The following is a 23,229-nucleotide window of genomic DNA, read 5'->3' on the forward strand; positions in this document are numbered from 1 at the left end:
CATATTCTATTCATAAAAAGGAAAGTTTGAGGGCTAAGGATGGAGACATTAATATTATGGCCTGAAGGGGCACCGGGAGCATCCGGAAGCAACGATGAGGATTGTCCGGCTATTACGCCTTATCTCGTAGAAGGGGAGAGGAATGCGGCCGTAATCATCTGCCCTGGCGGCGGTTATGGAATGAGAGCGTACCATGAAGGGGAGCCGGTTGCACAGTGGCTCAACAGCCTGGGCATCTCGGCCTTTGTCCTGCGCTACCGTGTAGCTCCTTATCTGTACCCTTGCGCGCTCAATGATGCTCAAAGAGCGATTCGTACGGTCCGCCTGCGTGCAGAAGAGTATCGTATCGACCCGGACCGGGTCGGAATTCTCGGTTTCTCGGCCGGAGGACACTTGGCATCTACTACAGGCGTGTTGTTCGACCAGGGTGATCCAGAAGCCGCCGAGCCGGTAGATCGGATATCCAGCCGTCCGGACGCACTTATTCTGTGTTACCCTGTCATTACGATGAATGACGAGGTGGGGCATGAAGGCTCCAAGCGGAATCTGCTTGGCGTCCGTCCGGATGAAGGGCTTGTGGAACGGCTAAGCAGTGAGCTTCAGGTTACCGCAGATACCCCGCAGACCTTCCTCTGGCACACATCGGATGATGCGTCGGTACCGGTGGAGAATAGTCTGCTATTTGCAGCTGCGCTTAGCCGGTATAACATTCCTTTCGATCTGCATGTCTATACTCACGGGAGACATGGGCTGGGACTCGCTGAGGAAGAGCCGTTCGTCGCCATCTGGACCGATGCCTGCGCCTCGTGGCTGCGCATGATAGGCTATACGAAGAATCCTTAAACAGCGGATGGGTTGCGCAAGAGACAGGGACTGTTCAAGGTTCCTGTCTCTTGTGTATTTACCGGGTCGGATAAGCAGAAACCTGTAGCCTGTAGTCCGCCCCGGCTCTTGAGTCCATGAACCCCGACAATCGGATGCTGGTTTCCGAAATAAGCGGTAAAGGCCAAACGAATGATTGGCAGATTGCCTCTTAGTAATTTTGATCTCCAATGTGTCAACCCCCGACTAGTAAGTCACTTATTAACACGACTCTGCTCTGCTGCATTTCGTGCATTAGAATGGGGGCATATCCCCTCCTCAACTCATTCTGATGTATTTAATGCAGCAGAAAAATGGAGAACCTCTCCAAAAGTGCCATTTAGCCCATTTATGATGCACAAAATGCAGTAGAATCCCCAAAACAGTGCTCATCGCAGTCACTCTGCTGCACTTTATGCAGCAGAACCACCTCTTCACCCGCTGGAGCCCCTTAGCCCAGGCCGCAGCTTCTCCCGCCCGCCCACTTCAAAAACTCCATACATACGCACCTGAAATCCATTAAAATAAACATATGTAAGCGTTTTTCTTTTTGGTATAGTATGGGAGCCGGAGGTGGATGCTCATGTGGTCCTGGCTGATCAAGCCGATAGTTAAGCTGAACGTCAAGCAACAGCTCATCCTGCTGTTTCTGATTATGATTTCCCCGATTCTGATCCTGAACAGTTACGGCAACATGAAGGCGGAGCAGATTCTCAAACGCCATGTCACAAATGCCTACGTGGAGCTGAACAAGCAGAATTTCACCATCATTAACCGCGACATCGACACAGTCAACAAAATCACGACTACCATAATCCAGAACCAGCTGATGCAGCAGATTAATATGAGCGGCAACGATTCTGTGCTGGATCGGGTGAAACGCTACGAGACCATCGAGAAGCTGTTGGGCAGCTATTCGCAAGGCGCAGAGCGGGGCGACGGTATTTATTATTCGCTGTATGTCTACGACCCGGACGATTATTACTTTTTTGCTCCCAATTTCCCGCAGGTTAAGAAAGCGGGGGTCTATTTTTTTTCCAAAGGGGAAGAGCCTTACTGGTTCGAGGAAGCGGTGCAGCAAAAAGGACGCGGTTACCTCAGGTTCATGGAAAAACTGAGTCCACAGGCCGAGAATCTGAAGACACTTACCTACGTCAGAGCGGTCAATACCATCTATGAGGGGGCTGGAACGATCGGCGTGCTGGTTGTGACCAAAATGGACTCCAAACTCGGAGAATCGCTGAAATCCATCTCGCTGCCGGACGGAGGAGAAATTTATCTGACGGATCTGGAGAATCAGGTGCTCGCCTCTACGGCAATCGATACCGGTGAAGTCATCGAGCTGCCGGAGGGCGCCGAGGCCGGAGATCCGGAAGGGATGGTGGATGTGATTACGTCCGACTTTATTTATGTGGTCAACAACAATCATTCTATGGGTCAAAAGCTGGTCTATAAGGTTCCGGTCAAATCGCTCCTGCAGCAGCAGAACGAAATGAAGCGGGTCATTCAATACATAACGGTCGCTTACGCTGTATTTGGGCTTATGATCATCACTTATTTCTGGCGATCATTGATGACTCCGCTGCAAAAGCTGGCTTTTTTCGTACGCAAGTATGAACCCGGCAACCGTGTGCCCGAGACACCGAGCAGGGGCAGTAATGATGAGGTCAGTGTGCTGATTTCTGCAACTTATGACATGGCCCGGCGCCTGAACGGACTGATTATCTATAAGTACCAGATGGAGCTGAAGCAGAAGGAGTCACAGCTGCAGCTGTTGTATCAGCAGATCAATCCGCATTTATTGTACAACACCCTGGAGAGTATTTATTGGAAAAGCTCGCTGGAAGGTAACGTGGAATCTGCGGAAATGATCAAGGAGTTGTCCAAGCTGATGAAAATCAGCCTCAGCCGCGGACGGGAGCTCATCACGCTGGAAGAAGAGCTGGAGCATGCGTCCGCTTATATCAAGCTGCAGCAACTTCGGCATGATTATACCTTCCGTGTGGTCTGGAACATCGAACCGGAGACTAAAAGCAATCTGATCCCCAAGATCAGTCTGCAGCCGCTGATTGAGAATGCCATTATACATGGGGTCAAAAACATGGGTGAGGACGGAGAGATTCTCATCAGCACCTACGCCGAGGAAGAAACCATTCTAATTCAGATTGATGATAACGGATATAAACAGGTGGATTACGAAGCCATTGACGGCATCTTGAACGACGAGCGCCCGCACTCTGCCAGTGGTTATGGCATACGCAATGTGCAGCAGCGCATTCATCTGCATTTTGGCCCGGAGTACGGCATCTGCTATACACCGCGCACAGAAGACGGAACGAGGGTCACCGTCAAGCTGCCGAAATCGCACATTACAGACTAAAAAGGGGAGTGAAAGCTATTGTTCAATATATTGGTTGTGGATGACGAACCGTTAATTTGCAAAGGGCTCAGCAGTCTGCTGGCCTCATCAGGGATAAGCATCGGGCATATTTATACCGCACTCAGCGGGTACGAAGCGCTCGACTGCATTCGGATGGAGGAAATCGATCTGCTGGTTACGGATATCCAGATGGGAGCCATGAGCGGCATTGATCTGATGCAGCATGCGAAGCTGGCCAAACCGTGGGTCCAAACCATTGTAATCTCGGCACATGAGACCTTTCAATATGCCCAAATGGCTGTTAGGCTGGGTGCCAAAGACTATTTGATCAAACCGCTTAACAGCGAACAGTTCCTGGATTCCGTGCGCAATGTGCTGCTGAAAATGGAGAAGCCGTCTCCGTCGCTGGACACGTTCATGGCGGGACTCGGGGAGAACTTCCGTCCCGAAGAGCCGCTTCCCGAATACAGCGCATTGCTTAACTTGCTGCTTACCGATCCGGATGCGGTACTTGCGGATGGAAGGTGGATGCAGCAGCTGGATGATCTGAAGCTTCGGGGGCCTTTTTTCGCTGTGATCAAAATCAAGCTGATGACCGTTCTGCCGGGCAGTCCGCAGGAGAAGGGGTATACCCTCCGGGAACAGAGCCTGCTTCGGTATGCGGCCATGAACATTGCCCAGGAGCTGCTTGCCCAGGAATGGGATTTCAGAGCGTTTTATTCGCCGGAAGAAGAGATTACGGTGATTATCCAGTGGGATGATCCAAGCTACGAGGAAGCAGCTTCGGGGCAGATTAACCGGCTGGATGTGCTGGGCCGCAGTCTTCATTTTCACATTCATAAATATTTGCAGCTGCATGCAGTCATTGGAATCAGCCAGATTCTGCAGGGGCTTTCCTTTATGGAGGTACTGAACCGGCAGGCTGCCAAAGCCATTCTCTGGAACCGGGAGCACAGCGATCATTACGTGTTCTATTACGGAGACTTCAACTGGAGCAGCTATACAACCGACCCGTCAGTGGAGGAGCTGCATACGCACAGCAATCTGATTGTACAGAAGGCGAAGGAGTATATCGAAGCGAGTTATGCGCAAAAAGGGCTAACCATTCATGAGGTGGCCAAAAAAAACCATGTCAGCCCCAATTACTTAAGTTATCTGTTCAAAAAAAATACAGGTTTCAACTTGTGGGAATATGTCATCAAGCTGCGGATGGAGGACAGCCGGGAGATGATTATGAACACGGATTTGCGCCGTTACGAAATCGCCGAGCGGGTGGGCTACGAATCACCGGAGCATTTTAGCAAAATATTCAAAAAGTATTACGGCATCAGCCCAAGTGAATTGAAAAAGTAAATAGCCCCAGTGAAGAAGTATGAACGCTCATGACTTCGGTAGATATAGACATGTGCAGTCCCTCCCTCATTTTCTACAATTTAAGGAAGAAGGCATTGCTTGAACAATGCGAATGATCTAAGGAATGAGGGAGTCTGATGAATCAAACTGCAAGTCTGACCGAACACCCGGAGCGGAAGAAGCTCCAGCCCTACAAACAAAACCGCTGGAAGAAAAATTTCTGGGGTTATATGTTTCTCGTGCCCGCACTCGCCATCTTTATCATGTTCATGTGGGTGCCCATTTTTAAGGGGCTGCTGTATAGCTTCTATCATGTGGATTTTGTCAAAGGCAACACTTTTGTCGGTTTTGAAAATTACGCCAGAGCTTTATCCGACCCCGATGTATGGACGGCCGTCAAGAACACGCTCTATTATATGTCCTTGTGTCTCGTGATCGGCTTCTGGGTTCCGATTGCTTTTGCCATTGCCATTTCTGAGCTGCGAAAATTCGGGGGTGTTGTGCGCGTAGCCGCATACCTGCCCTTTGTAATACCCGGTGTCGTCCTGTATGGACTATGGAGATGGCTGTACGATCCGGTTGGCCCGATCAATGCACTCCTGGGATGGGTCGGAGTGGATCAAATCTCCTTCCTGACGGACACCCGCTGGTCGATGATTTCCCTTGTAATTATGGAAACATGGCAGCAGTTCGGTTCTGGGATGCTGATCTACCTGGCTGCCGTGCTCAGTATTCCGCGCGACTGGTATGAAGCCGCCGAAATTGACGGGGCCGGGGTATGGGCGCGAATCCGTTATATTACTCTTCCCTCGCTGCGGAGCCTGATTATCCTGATGCTGATCCTGCAGATTATCGGTACCTCCCAAGGTTACCAGTCGCAGATGGCGCTCTTGGACGGCGGACCGAACAACACCACGTTGACCTATGCGCTGCTGATGGTGAAGTACGCTTTTACAAGACTGGATTATGGAACCGCTACAGCGCTTGGCATGCTGATGTTCATCGTCCTGGGCGGTTTGGGCATTGCACAGTTCAAGCTCAGCAAGGAGGATAACTAGATGAAGAGCGCAGACCGGGGCATTCTGTCCGAGCATGATCTGAAGAAAACGAGCAATAAAATGGTCTATGGACTAATGGTGGGGGTTATTGTCATCATGGTATTCAGCATGCTGTATCCGATCCTCATGACGATGTTCAACGGACTGAAGTCTAATCAGGAGGTCAATTCGTTCCCGCCGCATTTTTTTCCGCAGGAATGGCATTTCGGTAACCTGAAGGACGCGATGAAGTATATGGATCTGCCGGTGTTTCTGCGGAATACACTCTATATTTTTGCCGGGAATATGCTGATGACCCTGATCGTTCTGGGAATGTCGTCGTTCAGTATTTCGCGGATGAATGTGCCTTACAAAAGTGCTTTTTATTTCTTCTTCCTGATGACCCTGTTCATTCCGGCGACCAGCTACATGGTTCCAAACTTTGTGAACCTGAAGGAGCTGGGTCTGCTGAATCAGTATGCGGCTTTCTGGCTGCCGGCGGGGGCGAATACGTTCTATTTCCTGCTGCTCAAGAACTTTTTTGACGGAATTCATCCGGAAATTTTTGAGGCCGCCCGGATCGACGGGGCATCGGAACCGCGCAGCTTCTTCAGTATCGCGGTCCCGCTGTCGGTGCCCATTTTTGCCACCCTGGCCATCTTTATTTTCTCCACAGCCTGGAATGACTGGTATTGGCCGTCGCTAGTAATGCACAGTGAACAGAAATACACACTGGCGACAGCCATCTACAAATATGTAATCAACGTCAAAGCACTGAATACGAACATTAAGTTTGCCATTCTTTTTATTGTATCGCTGCCGCCGATCCTCGTCTTTCTGGTGTTTCAAAAGTTTATTATGCGCGGTGTGGCGCTGTCGGCGGTCAAGGGTTAAGACGAACGGGCACCAAAAACGGATCGTAAACCTGCACATGAAAGGAATAGGAATGCACCTCGTTTGGGGGCGCTCTCTCTTTTAAGATGGAAAGGCAGGAACATTATGAAGAGGAAAAGGGGAGTTTCAATGCGTAAATTTTCCAGCGTGCTGGCATGCCTCCTGATTGCGGGTTCGTTATTAGCCGCTTGCGGCGGCAACACGAATGGCGGGAATGCACAGGGGAATAAGGGGGGAGAGGCGCCACCGGATACCGCGGGTACTGCTACCGGGAATGCAGGCAGCACAACCAATGCACCGGCGGATGACATCACCCAGAGAAAAGTAACGATTAAAATTCATTATCCAACACCTGACCTCACGGAGATAAGAACTCAGGAAGATGACAAGATCAAGCGGTTCCAGACCGAATATCCGAATGTGGAGATCGTCAAGGACGACTGGCAGTATAATGTCAGCGAAATCGGCGTGAAAATGGCGGCGAATGAAGCCCCGACGTTCTTCAATACCTTCGCAACGGAAGCCAAATTCCTTGTGGAAAAGGGCTGGGTGGCCGACATTACCGACCTTTGGAACAATTATGAATTCAAGGATCAGATCAATCCTGTCCTGCAAAACCAGTTCATTATTGACGGCAAGGTGTTCGGAGTCACGCAAAAAGGGTATGTGACCACGACGATAATCAACAAAAAAATGCTGGATGATAAAGGTGTAGCGGTTCCGGCGATGGATTGGACCTGGGAGGATATGCTAAGCACCGCCAGAGGCGTAGCAGATGCCAAAAAAGGAATCTCCGGGATCGCCCCCATGGGCAAAGGCAACGAAGCAGGCTGGAACTGGACCAACTTCCTGTTTGAAGCGGGAGGCGAAATTCAAAAAATCGAGGGCGGCAAAGTTGTGGCCACGTTCAACTCCGACGCCGGCGTAAAAGCGCTGGACTTCTACAAGAAGCTCCGATGGGAAGCGAAGGCGATTCCCCAGGACTGGGCACTGGGCTGGGGAGATGCCGTTGGCGCATTCCAGCAAGGGCGCACAGCGATGGTTATGGCCGGATCTGACGGCGTAATCGAGCAGGCGCTGAATCAGGGCGGGCTGAAGCCGGAGGATGTGCTGACCTATCCGATGCCGGCTTTTGAGAAAGGCGGCAAGCACACCGGCGTCCTCGGCGGCGACTATCTCGTGATCAATCCGAATGCGACCAAAGATGAACAGGAAATGGCATTCCGTTATATCACTTTTGACTATTTCTCCGACAAAGGCCTGGAAGCCCTGGATGCCGTATTGCAGCAACGGACCACGGACGGCAAATATTTCATCCCGCCGCTTCTGGATTACTATTCCGCCGATTCCGAGTTTGGCAAAAAGACCAAGGCCGTCTATGATAAATATATGAATGTATATCAATACAGCCCTGATATAATGGCTCTGCTGGACGGTAAACCAGAGGCGCAATATAACACTCAGGATTACTACGCAACGATGTCCAATGTGATACAAGAGCTTTTCTCCAAAGAAGGTACGGATTCCAAAGCTCAGCTTGATGCTGCCGCCAAGACGGTGCAGGAGAAGTTCTTTGATACGATTAAGGTAGAGTAGCCTATCCCGATTTGACAAAAGGTGCCACCCGCCACTCGAATGGCGGGGGTGCCTTTATTTGCTTATCGGGTCAACGATTCGAATGTAAGCGCTTTGAAAACAAATCAAAAAAACTTTATACTTTGTGAAAGATTTCACTATACAAGACGAAAAGGATATGCTATGATCAGTGTGTAGAGAGAAAGACACCACAAATTGACAGGAGGACGAGGGAAATGGCCGTTAAGAATGAAGTGCCCGCCCAAGTAAAGCAAGCTACCGCTGAAGAGTATATTCAGGTACTTGTAGATAAAGCTAAGAAAGCTCATGAAGAGTTCATGAAGCTGGACCAAGAGCAAGTCGACACAATCGTACATGCGATGGCATTGGCCGGACTTGACAAGCATATGTACCTGGCAAAACTGGCTGTTGAAGAAACCGGACGCGGAGTATACGAAGACAAGATTACGAAGAACATTTTCTCCACCGAGTATATCTGGCACGGAATTAAATATGACAAAACCGTAGGGGTCATCGAAGACAACCCATACGATAGCTTCCAGAAGATCGCCGAACCGGTCGGCATTATCATGGGTATTACGCCAGTAACCAATCCAACATCCACCACGATGTTTAAAGCATTGATTTCGGCTAAGACACGTAACCCCATTATATTCGGTTTCCACCCGTCAGCGCAAGAGTGCAGTGCAGCAGCCGCAAGAATCCTGCATGACGCCGCTGTAAAAGCAGGCGCACCGGAGAACTGTATTCAATGGATTGAAATGCCGACAATGGACAAAACAAACGCCTTGATGAACAATCCGGACGTCGCCCTGATCCTGGCAACAGGCGGATCGGCAATGGTCAAAGCGGCTTACAGCTGCGGCAAACCGGCTCTGGGCGTAGGCCCCGGCAACGTGCCTGCTTTCATTGAAAAGAGTGCCGACATTGACCAAGCCGTTACCGATATCATCTTGTCCAAGTCTTTTGACCACGGTATGATTTGTGCTTCCGAGCAAGCGGTAATTATTGAAGAGGCCATTTTTGACCAAGTGAAGAAGAAAATGATTGCTAACGGTTGTTACTTCGTTAACAAAGAAGAAGCTGCGAAGTTGACCTCCGGTGCAATGAATGTAGAGAAATGTGCTGTGAATCCGGCAATCGTGGGTCAATCAGCTGTGAAAATCGCTGAAATGTGCGGCATTCAGGTTCCGGCAGGCACAAAGATTCTGGTAGCTGAACTTGAAGGCGTGGGCACTAAATACCCATTGTCCGCAGAGAAACTCAGCCCGGTGCTGGCTTGCTACAAAGTAAAAAATGCGGATCAGGGGATCGAGCGTGCTGCACAAGTCGTTGAATTCGGCGGCATGGGCCACAGCTCGGCGATCCATTCCAATAATGAAGAAGTGATTATGAAGTTCTCGAACCGTCTGCAAACCGGACGTATTCTCGTCAACTCGCCTTCCACACATGGCGCAATCGGCGACATTTACAACACGAATATCCCTTCATTGACTCTGGGCTGCGGATCGTATGGACGCAACTCGGTATCGCAGAACGTTACCGCTATTAACTTGATCAACGTGAAAAGGGTGAACCGTCGTACCGTGAATATGCAATGGTTTAAAGTGCCGGATAAAATTTACTTTGAAAAGGGTGCAACACAGTACCTGACCAAAATGCCTGATATCACCCGTGTCGCGATCATTACCGACCCTATGATGGTTAAACTGGGTTATGTGGAAAGAGTGGAGCATTACCTGCGTCAGCGTCAGACACCAGTAGCGATTGAAGTGTTCTCGGAAGTTGAACCGGACCCTTCGACTACTACTGTAGAAAAAGGTACTGCAATGATGAACAGATTCCAGCCGGACTGCATTATTGCTCTGGGCGGCGGTTCCCCGATGGACGCAGCCAAAGGAATGTGGTTGTTCTATGAACACCCGGATGCGGACTTTAACGGCTTGAAGCAAAAATTCATGGATATCCGTAAACGCGTCTACAAATTCCCTAAACTGGGCAACAAAGCGAAATTTGTCGCCATTCCGACAACTTCGGGTACAGGTTCGGAAGTTACATCTTTTGCGGTTATTACTGACAAGACTACGGCTAACAACACCAAATACCCTCTTGCTGACTATGAGCTGACTCCAGACGTTGCTATCATTGATCCGGAATTTGTATACAGCTTGCCTAAAACTGCTGTTGCCGATACGGGGATGGACGTTCTGACTCATGCGATTGAAGCGTATGTATCTGTAATGGCCAGCGATTATACCGATGGTCTGGCAATCAAAGCCATTCAACTGGTATTCCAATGGCTGGAGAAATCCGCACTCGAAGGCGACAAGCTTGCCCGCGAGAAAATGCACAATGCATCGACACTGGCCGGTATGGCGTTCGCCAACGCGTTCCTGGGCATTAACCACAGCTTGGCGCACAAATGGGGCGGCCAATACCATACGGCTCATGGACGTACCAACGCCATTCTGATGCCGCATGTCATCCGCTACAATGCCAAGAAACCAACGAAGTTCGCTTCGTTCCCTAAATACTCGCATTTCGTGGCTGACGAACGGTATGCTGAGATTGCCCGTATTCTGGGACTGCCTGCCCGTACGACCGAAGAAGGGGTAACAAGCCTGATTAATGCCATCCGTGAGATGAACAAGAAGCTGGGCATCGAAGAATCGTTCCAACAGCTGGGCTTTGATCCAAAAGACTTTGAATCCCGCGTTGACTATCTGGCGGACCGTGCGTTTGAAGACCAATGCACCACTGCCAATCCTAAAATGCCACTGGTTAGCGAGCTTGCCGATGTTTACCGCAATGCCTTCTACGGAAGATTCGACAACTAATAATCGGGTAAGATGTAAATTATAGAGTGAATCAGTATTGAAAATGGAAGTGACAAATATCACCGGAAAGGTGATATTTGTCACAGTCCTTTTATAGAAAATAAACTAAAATGTTTATATAACAAAGATCCCACTGTACAATATGGATTGTGAAAAAATTAACAACCAAATCCTGGGATCACGAGACACGGGATAAACCTTCAAGCCCGCGATCTCTACAAATACTATAAAGATATATGGAGGGATTTAGCATGTCGGTGATTGAAAAAGATGTACAAGAGGTTAAGTCGGGATGGCGGAATTTTGCAAAAGGTAAATGGTCGAGAAAAGTAAACGTCAACGATTTCATTGAGAAGAACATCAAGCCTTATCTCGGCAAGGAAGATTTCCTGGCCGGCGCAACACACAACACGACTGAGCTGTGGAAGCTTGTATCGGAAATGACTAAGCAAGAAATTGCCAATGGCGGCGTACTTGATGTGGATGTGAATACCGTATCCACTATCGTATCCCACAACCCGGGTTATATTGACAAAGACAAGGAACAAATTGTCGGCGTTCAGACAGATGCGCCTTTCAAACGTTCCATTCAACCTTTTGGCGGAATCAAGATGATGATCGATGCCTGCAACGCTTACGGCTTCGAACTTCCAAAAGGCATTGTAGACATGTTCACGAATATCCGCAAAACGCATAACCAAGGCGTGTTTGATGCATATACCGATGATATGAGAGCAGCCCGCAGAGCTGGTATTATCACAGGTCTTCCCGATGCTTACGGCCGCGGCCGCATTATCGGTGACTACCGTCGTGTAGCACTGTACGGGGTTGACTTCCTGATCAAAGAAAAGAAACAAGACCTGAAGAACCTTGAAGTAGACTCCATGAGCGAATCTGTTATTCGTCTGCGTGAAGAAGTATCCGAACAAATTCGCGCACTGAGCGAGCTGAAGAAAATGGCTGAAATGCATGGCTTTGATATATCCAAGCCGGCGAACACTGCCAAAGAAGCTTTCCAATGGGTATACTTCGGCTACCTGGCAGCCATCAAAGAACAAAACGGTGCGGCAATGTCCCTTGGACGCGTATCCTCGTTCCTTGATATCTATGTGCAACGTGACCTTGAAGAAGGCACTCTTAATGAAGAGCAAGCACAAGAACTGGTTGACCATTTCGTTATGAAATTGCGTATTGTTAAATTCCTGCGTACACCTGATTACAACGAATTGTTCTCCGGCGACCCAACCTGGGTAACTGAATCCATCGGCGGAATGTCCGTTGACGGTACAACTCGTGTAACCAAGAACAGCTTCCGTTTCCTGCATACCCTGTACAATCTGGGACCTGCACCGGAACCGAACCTGACTGTACTGTGGTCCGAGAAATTGCCTGAGGGCTTCAAGAAATATTGTGCGAAGGTTTCCATCGAAACCAGCTCCATCCAATATGAGAACGATGATCTGATGCGTCCGATTTATGGCGATGATTACGGTATCGCCTGCTGCGTATCCGCAATGCGTATCGGTAAACAAATGCAATTCTTCGGAGCCCGTGCCAACTTGGCCAAAGCTCTCTTGTATGCAATCAATGGCGGTGTGGATGAGAAGTCCGGCGTGCAAGTGGCACCTGAATTCCCGCGCATCACTTCCGAGGTTCTAGATTACGAAGAAGTAATGAAACGATTCAAACCGATGATGGAATGGCTTGCCAAGCTGTACATGAACACTTTGAACGTTATTCACTACATGCACGATAAATATTCTTACGAACGCATCGAAATGGCACTGCATGACCGTGACATTCTGCGGACCATGGCTTGTGGGATCGCGGGTCTGTCCGTAGCGGCTGACTCCCTAAGTGCAATTAAATATGCCAAGGTTAAACCTATTCGTAACGAAGAGGGCATCGCGATTGATTTTGAAATCGAAGGTGAATTCCCTTGCTACGGCAATAACGACGATGCTGTTGACAATATCGCTGTAGAGCTGGTTGAAACTTTCATGACCATGATCCGCAAAAACCATGCTTACCGTGATGCATTGCCTACACAATCGGTATTGACGATTACTTCCAACGTAGTATACGGTAAGAAGACTGGTACTACACCAGATGGACGCAAAAAAGGCGAACCATTCGCACCGGGCGCTAACCCGATGCACGGACGTGACAAAAAAGGCGCCTTGGCTTCCCTGAGCTCCGTTGCCAAATTGCCATACGAAGATAGCCTGGACGGGATCTCCAACACGTTCTCCATTGTGCCTAAAGCACTGGGTAAAGAAGAAGAAGGACGTAAATCCAACCTGGTATCGATGCTTGACGGATATTTCGCCAGCAAAGGCCACCACTTGAATGTTAACGTATTTGCCCGCGAGCAATTGATGGATGCCATGGAACACCCTGAGAACTATCCACAATTGACAATTCGCGTATCCGGTTATGCTGTCAACTTCATCAAGCTGACCCGCGAACAACAACTGGATGTTATCAACCGTACATTCCACGGTGCAATGTAAGCTAAGCTCTACAGCTGCATATGGGCTGAATAGAAATAAATAACCGCAAGGAGAGCTACCGCCCTTGTCCCAAGGGCGGTAGGTTCTTGTTTAAAGATTGTTAAAATTTTAAATTTCGTACCCGCGATTAGAATGAAGAAACAGCTCTAGGACAGAAAGCTTCTTCGTGAAGGGCTGTAAGTCAGTCGTGGAGAAAGGATAACATCAGATGGTTAAAGGACACATACATTCTCTGGAAACTTTTGGAACCGTCGACGGGCCCGGTATTCGTTTAGTTTTGTTTATGCAGGGCTGCTTGCTCAAATGTCAATATTGCCACAATCCGGATACCTGGGCCTTGAACGAAGGCAAGGAGATGAGCCTGGAGGAAGTATTGGCTGAGATCGAACCCTATCTGAACTATTACCGTTCTTCCGGCGGCGGATTGACAGTATCCGGCGGAGAACCTACGCTGCAGGCCCATTTCGTGAGACAGCTGTTCACGGAAGTGAAGAAACGTTGGAACTTGCATACTACGCTGGATACCAACGGCTATAACGAAGGCGATAAAATCAATGATCTGCTGGATGTGACCGACCTGGTACTGCTGGATCTGAAGCACATCGATGATGAAGCCCATATCAAATTAACCGGTAAATCCAATGAGCGCACGCTGAAGCTGGCCCGTTGGCTGTCCGACCATAATCGCAAGATGTGGGTCCGCCATGTCTACGTTCCGGGTATTCATGACCGTGAGGAGCATTTGCTGGATCTGGGACGTTTTATTGGAACCTTAAACGGTGTGGAGAAATTTGAAATTCTGCCTTATCATCAGATGGGTATCTACAAATGGGAAATGCTTGGCAAAGCTTATGAGCTGGACGGCGTTCCTTCCCCGACAGAAGAAGAGGTTGCCCGAGCTTACCGCCTGATTGAAGAAGGACGCAAGCAGACTGCGTTGGTCTAATAAGTATATTTCTATTGAAAGCCGTTTCCCCGTATCTGTTACTGGAGGGCGGCTTTTTTGCGTTGCATGCAATTGAACGCGGGCCTGGACCCCGGCATTAGAGGTTTTTATCCCTATTGTAGATAAATCTTAACCTTACGCTAACAATGGGCCTTTTTTATAATAAGAGTGTAAAGGCAATTAACATATAGGGAGGGTCACCACCAATGAAAAAAAGCTTAACCCTGCTTTTGTCCCTGATCTTTGTAACCTCAGCTGTAATGACCGGATGTGGAGGCAACAACACTACGAACAGCAAAGGTGAAGGGAATACGAACGGTGCGGCCGAAAGTACGAATGCAGCAGCCACAGAAGAGCCGGCCAGCAGTGAACCTTTTGAAATGACGATTCGTCATACACAGGTGGGGGCCGATAAACAGAAACGGCTGGCCATTCTGGAGGATGTCGTTAAAAAGGTAGAGAGCGAGGTCCCCGGCTTAACCTTTAAGCTGGATGGTGTGGATTCCGATGTGAACCGTAAGGAGAAGCTGCGCGGTGAGATGGCCGCCGGGAATCCTCCGGAAATCTTTGACCTATTCGGCAGCCCCGATTCCAAAATCTATGCCAAAGAAAGCAAACTGCTGGATCTGACACCCATCCTTGATGAGCTGGGCATTCGCGATAAATTCTCCAATCTGGACCCGTTTACGTATGAGGGTAAAATTTATGGCTTGCCGATTGGCGGTTCGGGAGAGGGCTTCTTCTACAATAAAGAATATTATACGGGCAAAGGCTGGAAAGCCCCGGCTACGTTTGCCGAATTGGAGCAGCAGCTGGCCGATATTAAGGCTGACGGGAAGGTTCCCCTGGCCGGGGCTTCCAAAGCAGGCTGGGTACCGCTGATGCTGGCAAATCACTTGTGGTCGCGTTATGCCGGACCGGATGTTACAGCCAAATTTGCCACAGGTGAAGCCAAGTGGACCGATCCCAATGTAGTGAAGGGATTTGCGAAATATAAAGAATGGGAAGATAAAGGGTATTTTAAGAAAGGTGAACTTGGCTTCGAATATGCAGAATATACTACGCAGTTCACCAGCGGTGAAGCGATTCTGATGTATGACGGAACCTGGAAGTCTTCGGTATTCAAGGCCGGCCAGTCCGGCGAAGGGTTGATTGGCAAAGTAGGCTTCTTCAATATTCCGCCGGTTGAAGGCGGCGTTGGCGACCAGACGGCACTGATGCGCGATGTGAACAACGGGTACGGATTCTCGGCAACCGCAGCGGAGGACCCGCGCCAATTGGAAGCCGTGAAGTCGTTCATCAAGAACCTGTTCAATGAAGAAATGCAGCTGCGGGGACTGGTGGAAGACGGTGTATTGCCCGCAATGAAGATGGATCAGAATGTGCTGAATGAGAATATCACCGATGATCTGATGAGTGAAATTGTGGCGGTGCTGAATGATTCCGGTTCCTCGTTCCCTGCCTTTGACTCTTTGGTCCAGGCTGACGTCACTACGGAAATCAGCAATATCCAGATTCAGAAGCTGATTGGCGGACAGACCACGCCCGAAAAGATGGCTGAAGTGCTGCAAAAGGTGCAGGATGAAGCCAACGCGGCTGTAGAATAAGAAGCGGCAGTATGAAGGAATGTACCCTGGTGCTTGTGCCAGGGTTTATTTTTTAAAAAGAAGACGAGTACATCCCACACATCCCACCGGAGGTAGTCATGAATAAAGCACTCAGAAATCCCCTGGTTTTTACCCTGTTTATTCTTCCGGCCCTGATTCTGTTCGTAATGTTTTTTATCTATCCGATTTTCAGCTCCGTGTATTACAGCTTGACCAGTTGGAATGGTGTATCCGAGACCGTGAAATATACGGGTCTGAGCAACTATATGAAAGCGTTTGGCGATGAAAGATTCTGGATATCCGTGAAAAATAACGGCTGGTTCATCCTGTTCTCCGTATGTGTGCAGGTGCCGTTAATTGTATTTTTCTCGCTGCTGATCGCGAATGTCAAGAAGCTGAAGGGACTGTACAAAACAGCGGTCTTTATGCCTTCCATCATGTCCACGGCGGTCATCGGCATCCTCTGGGGTTTTATTTATGAGCCCAATATCGGATTGTTCAACAAGCTGCTTGAAGTGGTGGGGATCGACCCGGTGTATTGGCTGTCGGATGAACGTTTCGCGATGCTCTCGATTCTGATCACGAACGCCTGGCAGTGGACCGGATTCTACATTGTGATGGTGCTGGCGGCGATTCTGTCGATCCCAGGTGAACTGGATGAGGCTGCGGCCATAGACGGCGCTACCGGCTTCCAGCGGGCCACAAGGATCACGCTCCCGCTGATCGTCCCGATTATTTCCGTGGTTATCATGCTCTCCATTGCGGGAGCGATGAAAGCGGCGGATATTGTCATTGTAATGACGAAAGGCGGACCGGCCGGATCAACCGAGGTAATGGCGACTTACATGATAAAATATGCGATCACCAATTTTAAATACGGGTACGGAAATGCGATAGCGGTATTGATTTTTATGTTTACGCTGGCCGTTACCGTGCTGTATCAGCTGCTGATTGCCCGGCGGAATGAAAGGATTGAATACTAATATGACACACACCCTGAAAAAAAGTCTGCCGCATGTTGTGCTGCTGTCCTACCTGCTGGTGATTTTGTTTCCGTTCCTGTTCGTGCTGTTTTCCTCGGTGAAAAAAGACAATAATGCGATTGCGCTTAACCCGTTTGGCATCCCGCAGGATTTTGTCTTCTCCAATTACGTGGAGGCCTGGGTTAACGCCAAGATCAGCACTTATTTTTTCAACAGCCTGTACATTTCGATGCTGGCCTCGGTAGTGTCTATACTCCTGGCTTCAATGTTTGCCTTTGCGGTGACGCGGATGCGGCAAGGGAAGTGGAATACGCTGCTGTTCTCGCTGGTGCTGATCGGCATGCTGATCCCAAACAATGCGCTGATGCTGCCGATTTACACGATTGTACGCAAGCTGGGCATCCTTAATACCCACTGGGCGCTGATTATTCCTTATATCGCCAATGCAATTCCATTCACCATCATTATTCTGGCTGCTTTTATGCGGTCATTGCCCCGTGAGATTGAGGAAGCCGCAGTCATGGATGGCTTGAAGGCACCGGGTATCTTTGCTAAGATTATTGTACCTCTGACGGTTCCCGCGATGGTGACGGTATTCATTGTGAATTTCCTGGGAAATTGGAATGAATTTCTACTGGCGAATTATTTTCTGTCCAATGATGAGCTGCGCACGCTTCCGGTGGGAATGGTCCAATTCCGCGATCAATATCAGATGAACTATGCGCAAATGTCGGCAGGCATTGTCTACAGTGTGGTGCCGGTGATTGTGATTTACGCTATTTTGCAGGAAAAGATTATTGAAGGCGTCACCGCCGGTGGCGTAAAAGGATAATTCACCCACAGTCAGGAGCACCGGCCGATGAATTTGCGCTACAAATTGTTTACGGCATTTTTGGGCCTGATTATCGTCCCCTTGTTTATTCTGGGCATGTTCATGTTTTTTGTGACCTACAACTCCATCGAGAAAAAATACAGCCAGCAGTCCGAATATTCGCTCAAAGCGATCAGCTACAGTATTTCAAATGTCCTTAAGGATATGGACAACGTGACAGATAACGGGATTGCCACCTCCGTGTTTCACATGGCATTGAGTGCGGATGATCCTTCAAAGCAGGATTTGACGGACGCCGAGCAGCTCAGCCTGAACGCAAGCCAGCGCAATTTCCGCAGTTTGCTCTATAACCATCCATCGATCAGCTACGCATTCCTCTACAATTTTAACGGCAAAGGCAGCTCGGAGATTGTCTCGGTGTTCAATAAGGAGAATTTCCGTACGCTGCCTTATGACAAGTTCAAACAAAGTGATCTGTACCGGCAGGTGATGGAGCTCAATGGTGTGCCCAAGTGGCTGGCTCCTCATGAATATCCGGAGCTGACAGGTACGGAGCCTGTGTTTACACAAATCCGGCTGGTGAAGGAACTGAGTTTTTTTGAGAATATCGGTATCCTTGTGGTGCAGATTAAGAACTGGGAGTTTGAATCGATTTTCCGCAACCTGAAGATTGGCGGCAGCAATCAGGATGTCTCCTTTATGCTGGTGAATGATGACGGGATGATTCTGTTTGATCCGGACCGCAAGCTGGATGGGCAGGATTTCAACACGGCTGCGGCGAAAGATATAACATTCAAGCCAGGCTTCCAGAGCTTCAAAACGCAATTTGAAGGAGAAAAGAGTATCCTCTCCGTGTACCACCTTAAGGATTATCCCTGGAGCCTTGTCTCGGTGACCTCATGGGATTCATTGTCACGGGAAGTGACCGTCTTTGCCCGTTGGTTCGTCATTGTGATCTTCCTGTGTCTTATGGCCGCCGTGTTCTTCAACATCTTTTTCATGAATCGGATTACCGGCGCGATTGCCGTCATCGTGCGCTTCATGCGCAGGGTGGAGGATGGCGATCTGACGACGCGGGTGGAAGAAAAGGGGAATGATGAGCTGACGCTGCTGGCCAAAGGCTTCAATGAGCTAATGGACACCATCGGCAGTCTGTTCAGCCGTATTCAAATCGAGCAGCGGCGTAAGAATCAGGCTGAAATGCGAGTGCTGCAGGCGCAGATCAAGCCGCATTTTCTGTTCAATACGCTGGAATCGATCAATGTGCTGGCGGTTCAGAATGAAGGGCGCAAGGTCAGTGAGATGGTCTACCGGCTGGCGAGTATTCTGCGGATCAGTATCCAGGACCGGGATGAGATCACGCTGGAAGAGGAAGCCAGACATCTGCGCAACTATCTCGATATTCAGAAATTCCGCTTTGAGGATGTGTTTGATTATGAGATTGACATCCCGGATGAGCTGCTGGGCTGCGGCATTCTGAAGCTTACGCTCCAGCCGCTGGTGGAGAACAGCATTCAGCACGGATTCGAGGGAATCGGGTACAAAGGCAAAGTGACGGTGAGCGTATGGGAAGAACGGGGAAACCTGATTCTGCGGATTGCAGATAACGGCATCGGGATGACGGCAACCCAGCTGGCGGTTTTTCAGTATATGGTGAATGAGAACACAGAGCCGGAGCTGCCGGGACTGGCCGGGAACACTCTGCATCATCCGGAGCGGCGCGGGCTTGGTGTCCGCAGTGTGGCCGACCGTATCCGTATTGAATACGGGGACAGGTACGGGATCTTTATCTGTTCAGGCCCCGGGGCGGGGACCCTGATTCAATGCGTCATTCCAAAATACGAGCAGGGGGAAGATCATTATGCTAAAAGTATTATTGGTTGACGATGAGGCGCCGATTCTGAACAATCTGAACCGGGTGCTGCCCTGGCAGGAGATGGGCATGGAGGTGGCCGGGATGGCCCGCAGCGGAATGGAGGCGCTGCGGATTGCCGAGGATGAGCAGCCGGACCTGGTCCTGTGCGATATCCGTATGCCCGTGATGGATGGACTTACATTTATCGGCAAGCTGCGCGAGATGGGCCTAAATAGCGAGGTACTGCTGCTTAGCGGGTATCAGGAATTTGACTACGCGCGGGAAGCGATCCGGCTGGGCGTCAAGGAGTATATCTGCAAGCCGATTCATTACGAGGAGCTTGGCCACAAGGTGCGGGAGATCGGAGCCCAAATCCGCAGCCGGCAGTTCAAGGATAAACTGTATAACAGCATCCCGCTGTTTCAGGAGGCCCCCGCTTCCGGCGAACCTTCTGTACGCAAGACGCCCGAGCAGCTGATGAGCCAGGCCCAGCAATATATTAAGGAGCATTTGAACATGGATATCGGTATTGAGGAGGTGGCGAATCAGATTGGCATCAGCAGCAGCTATTTTTGCCTGCTGTTCAAGAACCGCTTCGCCATGACCTTCGTGGAATACGTGACCCTGCAGCGGATGGAAGCGGCCAAATTCATGCTCGCAAGCAGCGATAAAAGCATCGCGGTCATTGGTGCCGGTGTAGGCTACCAGGAACGGCGCTACTTCACCAAAGTGTTTCAGAAGCAGGTTGGTGTATCGCCCAAGGCTTATCGGGAGGAGGCGAAACGCGGCGGGTAAACGGGAAGGCGTACTGTGCCTTCCTTGTATGCGTTTTGTAAACGGAAAAACATACCGGTTAATCTTTATTTACATAAAATGAAACTTTTCTAGACGGCCTGCGTCTAATATTATGTTTTGTTATAAAGAACGTGGCAAAAACTAACCTGCCGCCCTGTTGAGGGCGGCCTGTATTTTTGCGGGAAATAGAAGTTGAGTATCAGACATAAGCAAGACGGGTACTTTTCTTGTATTTTACAATTAGGAGCAAAAGGAGTCATACCATGAATTTGAAAAAGTTAACATTAGTTGCGGTGCTGGCCGTATCACAGGTCGCCGCGTCAGTTCCGGCCTTTGCCGAAGCTGGTAGTACAACCCGGGTATCAGCAGCCACAGAGATTACACCTGTGACTGAAACAAATGTACAGCCGGCGGCAACGGATCCGCTGCCGCCTTTGCTGCCTGATGGAAGCGTGGCGACACCCCCGGCAGCTTCAGCTCCGGCAGAAACACCGCTTCCGGAAAACGCTGTACCGACACCAACACCGATACCAACACCAACACCAATGACTACACAGGTACCGGGATTTACAACGGGGCCAACGGCACAGCCTTCGCCGGGAGCAACCCAAACGATTACTCCTGCTGGTGCCGGTTCCGGCCAGCTCATTCTGATGTTCAACAGCAACAAAATGTATGCTGACGGCCAGGAATATCTGGCTAACCAGCCTATGGCTGTGAAGAATGGCGTATCCTACGTATCGATCCGGGCTATGGTAGAACGGGTAGGCGTAAAATATATTTATGATTACAAAACCAAGGAAACCATTGTCACCAGCGGAACCAACGTGATGCGCTTTAAGACGGACAGCAAGATTTATACCGTCAATGGCCAGAAGGTAACCATGAAAGGTCCGGCTTACCAATACAAGGGCACCTTTATGATTCCGTTGACTTCAATTACCTATGCGCTGGGCATTAAATACACCGTGGACAATGTAGGGAAGCGTGTAATTATGACGCTGAATACGAAGCCAACGGCTTCCTTTACGGTTCAGCCCACCGAAATCTATGCCGGTCAGACCATGGTTAATTTCGTAACCACCAGTTCATCGCCGAATGGTACAGCCATTGTGGATGAGAGCTGGAGCGACAACAAGCAGGATATTTATGATCAGCCCGGATTTTATACCGTGACTTATTCGGTCGGGGATGCGAACGGGAATTGGAGTGATCCCTATTCGGTGACCTTTGAAGTCATTCAGCCGAACCAGCCGCCGGTGGCCAATTTCACCACGGACAAGGATGAATACAAGATGGGTGAGCCGGTAACGATCAACGACCTCAGCTCCGATCCTGAAGGAGAAGCCTTGACCGTAGAGTGGACCAACCGTGCTTTGGCGTTCTTCAATCCCGGTCCGGTCTCGCTGCAACTGAAGGTGACTGACAAGCAGGGGCTGAGCAGCACATTTGAGAAAACGATCAATATTACGAGTGAGCAATTGTATACCCAGGAGGAAGTAGAGAAGCTGTTCACCGCCCCGGGTGATCTTATCAGTATGGATGGCGGGATGATTCCCGGATTGCCTAACCTGACCTACAATCTGTCTTCCGAACCTTTCACCCTGATACGAAGCAACAGCCCGGAGACCGTTAATACCAACGGTGTCTTGTATCGTGAGAGCGCGATAGGCTCGACGCGCTTCCTGGTTCATCATATGAATAATATGAACAGTAAAAAGAAAGTGTATATTCTTGCTACAAACAATACCTTGTATGCAAATACTATCAATACACAGTTTTCCGGCTTTGCCGGACCGGTCACTTCGCCGGAGTATACAGGTAAAATTTCCATCCAGAAATACTATGACTCCATGATTACTCACGAAAAAAATAGTTCAGTAACACTGCAGCCCGGCCAAACGCTACCGATTCTGACCGATGTGAACAAGATCGCGATGAAGCCGAAGGAAGTCATTTCCCTTAGTGCCGATATATTCAGTGATTATCCCGTTCAATACAATGTCGTCATGGTGGATGAAAATGCCGATCCGTTGGCTGCTTTGCCGACACTCCCGGTTCTGGACCGTGACGGCGTGCATAACCGCGGTACGTACCCGGATTCTACACGCGTTATCAATGTCACTGATGTAGTGGGAACCACACAATCCAAAATGGTGCTTGGCGATAACAATTATGATAAGAATCTAATTGGCATTGATCCAATGAATGGAACCGAGGCTTCGAATTCCGGAAACTTTGGTGTCTTGTACAAGATCAGGCTAGAACGTGTTGCACCAAATACACTGATTACGTTCAACCCGCGGGGGGGCAATTACCTGGGATCCGTATTGGTGAACGGTACGATTGTCAATCTGCCGAACAAAGGCAATTTGAAGAATTCAGACCTGAATGCGGTCGTATACCGTACCGGCGAATATGAGAACGCGGTGGATTTGACCTTCTCGGTCGCTTCCGGAAGCAATCTGCCGGTAAACTTCGTCTTCACTCCGCTACCGCCTAAGAAATAATCAATAGTTAAGTTTGGGCCTTGTTGCCTGGAACTTTAGAGCCACATACCCGGCAGAATTCCGCTTAGGAACTTCTGCCGGGTCTTTTTCGAAATATAAGAATTTATATGCTTCGCGCTATAAACTATCCTTCTATTTCTCGCTGAAACGATTACCGTCCTTATAAGGACGGTCAGGCTGTCGAGAAAGTCTCGACAGCCTTATTTATATGCAATTAGTTTAATACGACA

At 49.4% G+C, this 23,229-nt stretch carries 15 protein-coding genes; all 15 read left to right on the forward strand.

Annotated features, from left to right (window positions below; all coding sequences use genetic code 11):
• Positions 1-39 precede the first annotated feature (39 nt).
• The 15 genes from IEY53_RS20640 to IEY53_RS20710 all read left to right on the forward strand — a co-directional run bounded on the left by IEY53_RS20640 (position 40) and on the right by IEY53_RS20710 (position 22,999).
• On the forward strand, positions 40-843 hold the full coding sequence (locus IEY53_RS20640; RefSeq protein ID WP_189028320.1) for an alpha/beta hydrolase: 804 nt from the start codon (positions 40-42) through the stop codon (positions 841-843).
• A gap of 601 nt (positions 844-1,444) precedes the next feature.
• Positions 1,445-3,241 carry a cache domain-containing sensor histidine kinase gene (locus IEY53_RS20645; RefSeq protein ID WP_189028359.1) on the forward strand — a complete coding sequence of 599 codons (1,797 nt, stop codon included), beginning with the start codon at positions 1,445-1,447 and terminating at the stop codon, positions 3,239-3,241.
• An 18-nt stretch (positions 3,242-3,259) separates the two neighbouring features.
• On the forward strand, positions 3,260-4,594 hold the full coding sequence (locus IEY53_RS20650) for a response regulator transcription factor (RefSeq protein ID WP_189028322.1): 1,335 nt from the start codon (positions 3,260-3,262) through the stop codon (positions 4,592-4,594).
• A 230-nt stretch (positions 4,595-4,824) separates the two neighbouring features.
• Complete coding sequence (locus IEY53_RS20655) at positions 4,825-5,652, forward strand: carbohydrate ABC transporter permease (RefSeq protein ID WP_229696262.1); 828 nt, start codon at positions 4,825-4,827, stop codon at positions 5,650-5,652.
• The gene (locus IEY53_RS20660; RefSeq protein ID WP_189028326.1) at positions 5,653-6,525 is read left to right on the forward strand and encodes a carbohydrate ABC transporter permease; all 873 of its coding nucleotides are present in this window, start codon (positions 5,653-5,655) and stop codon (positions 6,523-6,525) included.
• Positions 6,526-6,654: 129 nt separating this feature from the next.
• Positions 6,655-8,121 carry an ABC transporter substrate-binding protein gene (locus tag IEY53_RS20665; protein WP_189028328.1) on the forward strand — a complete coding sequence of 489 codons (1,467 nt, stop codon included), beginning with the start codon at positions 6,655-6,657 and terminating at the stop codon, positions 8,119-8,121.
• Positions 8,122-8,336: 215 nt separating this feature from the next.
• On the forward strand, positions 8,337-10,958 hold the full coding sequence (adhE, locus tag IEY53_RS20670) for a bifunctional acetaldehyde-CoA/alcohol dehydrogenase (protein ID WP_189028330.1): 2,622 nt from the start codon (positions 8,337-8,339) through the stop codon (positions 10,956-10,958).
• A 251-nt stretch (positions 10,959-11,209) separates the two neighbouring features.
• On the forward strand, positions 11,210-13,471 hold the full coding sequence (gene pflB / locus IEY53_RS20675) for a formate C-acetyltransferase (protein ID WP_189028332.1): 2,262 nt from the start codon (positions 11,210-11,212) through the stop codon (positions 13,469-13,471).
• A gap of 208 nt (positions 13,472-13,679) precedes the next feature.
• Entirely contained in the window at positions 13,680-14,417 is a 738-nt protein-coding gene (gene pflA / locus IEY53_RS20680; protein WP_189028334.1) for a pyruvate formate-lyase-activating protein, read from the forward strand.
• A gap of 206 nt (positions 14,418-14,623) precedes the next feature.
• Positions 14,624-16,024: an extracellular solute-binding protein gene (locus IEY53_RS20685; RefSeq protein WP_189028336.1), complete on the forward strand. Its 1,401-nt coding sequence runs from the start codon at positions 14,624-14,626 to the stop codon at positions 16,022-16,024.
• A 98-nt stretch (positions 16,025-16,122) separates the two neighbouring features.
• Positions 16,123-17,007, forward strand: coding sequence for a carbohydrate ABC transporter permease (locus IEY53_RS20690; RefSeq protein WP_189028338.1), 885 nt, complete (start codon positions 16,123-16,125; stop codon positions 17,005-17,007).
• Between the two features lies 1 nt (position 17,008).
• Positions 17,009-17,839, forward strand: a complete 831-nt coding sequence (locus IEY53_RS20695; protein ID WP_189028340.1) for a carbohydrate ABC transporter permease — start codon at positions 17,009-17,011, stop codon at positions 17,837-17,839.
• Positions 17,840-17,866: 27 nt separating this feature from the next.
• Positions 17,867-19,723, forward strand: a complete 1,857-nt coding sequence (locus IEY53_RS20700) for a cache domain-containing sensor histidine kinase (protein ID WP_189028342.1) — start codon at positions 17,867-17,869, stop codon at positions 19,721-19,723.
• The gene (locus IEY53_RS20705; protein WP_189028344.1) at positions 19,701-20,489 is read left to right on the forward strand and encodes a response regulator transcription factor; all 789 of its coding nucleotides are present in this window, start codon (positions 19,701-19,703) and stop codon (positions 20,487-20,489) included. The genes IEY53_RS20700 and IEY53_RS20705 overlap by 23 nt, the downstream gene beginning before the upstream one ends.
• Before the next feature lie 263 nt (positions 20,490-20,752).
• The gene (locus tag IEY53_RS20710; protein ID WP_189028346.1) at positions 20,753-22,999 is read left to right on the forward strand and encodes a stalk domain-containing protein; all 2,247 of its coding nucleotides are present in this window, start codon (positions 20,753-20,755) and stop codon (positions 22,997-22,999) included.
• Positions 23,000-23,229 lie beyond the last annotated feature (230 nt).

The organism is Paenibacillus albidus (assembly GCF_014644435.1).
Classification (GTDB): domain Bacteria; phylum Bacillota; class Bacilli; order Paenibacillales; family Paenibacillaceae; genus Paenibacillus_AQ; species Paenibacillus_AQ albidus.

What these genes read in the sequence shown, in the direction of transcription:
- IEY53_RS20640 (WP_189028320.1), top strand. Translation starts at nt 40, where the DNA reads ATGGAGACATTAATATTATGGCCTGAAGGGGCACCGGGAGCATCCGGA.
- IEY53_RS20645 (WP_189028359.1), top strand. Translation starts at nt 1,445, where the DNA reads ATGTGGTCCTGGCTGATCAAGCCGATAGTTAAGCTGAACGTCAAGCAA.
- IEY53_RS20655 (WP_229696262.1), top strand. Translation starts at nt 4,825, where the DNA reads ATGTTTCTCGTGCCCGCACTCGCCATCTTTATCATGTTCATGTGGGTG.
- IEY53_RS20660 (WP_189028326.1), top strand. Translation starts at nt 5,653, where the DNA reads ATGAAGAGCGCAGACCGGGGCATTCTGTCCGAGCATGATCTGAAGAAA.
- IEY53_RS20665 (WP_189028328.1), top strand. Translation starts at nt 6,655, where the DNA reads ATGCGTAAATTTTCCAGCGTGCTGGCATGCCTCCTGATTGCGGGTTCG.
- adhE (WP_189028330.1), top strand. Translation starts at nt 8,337, where the DNA reads ATGGCCGTTAAGAATGAAGTGCCCGCCCAAGTAAAGCAAGCTACCGCT.
- pflB (WP_189028332.1), top strand. Translation starts at nt 11,210, where the DNA reads ATGTCGGTGATTGAAAAAGATGTACAAGAGGTTAAGTCGGGATGGCGG.
- pflA (WP_189028334.1), top strand. Translation starts at nt 13,680, where the DNA reads ATGGTTAAAGGACACATACATTCTCTGGAAACTTTTGGAACCGTCGAC.
- IEY53_RS20685 (WP_189028336.1), top strand. Translation starts at nt 14,624, where the DNA reads ATGAAAAAAAGCTTAACCCTGCTTTTGTCCCTGATCTTTGTAACCTCA.
- IEY53_RS20690 (WP_189028338.1), top strand. Translation starts at nt 16,123, where the DNA reads ATGAATAAAGCACTCAGAAATCCCCTGGTTTTTACCCTGTTTATTCTT.
- IEY53_RS20695 (WP_189028340.1), top strand. Translation starts at nt 17,009, where the DNA reads ATGACACACACCCTGAAAAAAAGTCTGCCGCATGTTGTGCTGCTGTCC.
- IEY53_RS20700 (WP_189028342.1), top strand. Translation starts at nt 17,867, where the DNA reads ATGAATTTGCGCTACAAATTGTTTACGGCATTTTTGGGCCTGATTATC.
- IEY53_RS20705 (WP_189028344.1), top strand. Translation starts at nt 19,701, where the DNA reads ATGCTAAAAGTATTATTGGTTGACGATGAGGCGCCGATTCTGAACAAT.
- IEY53_RS20710 (WP_189028346.1), top strand. Translation starts at nt 20,753, where the DNA reads ATGAATTTGAAAAAGTTAACATTAGTTGCGGTGCTGGCCGTATCACAG.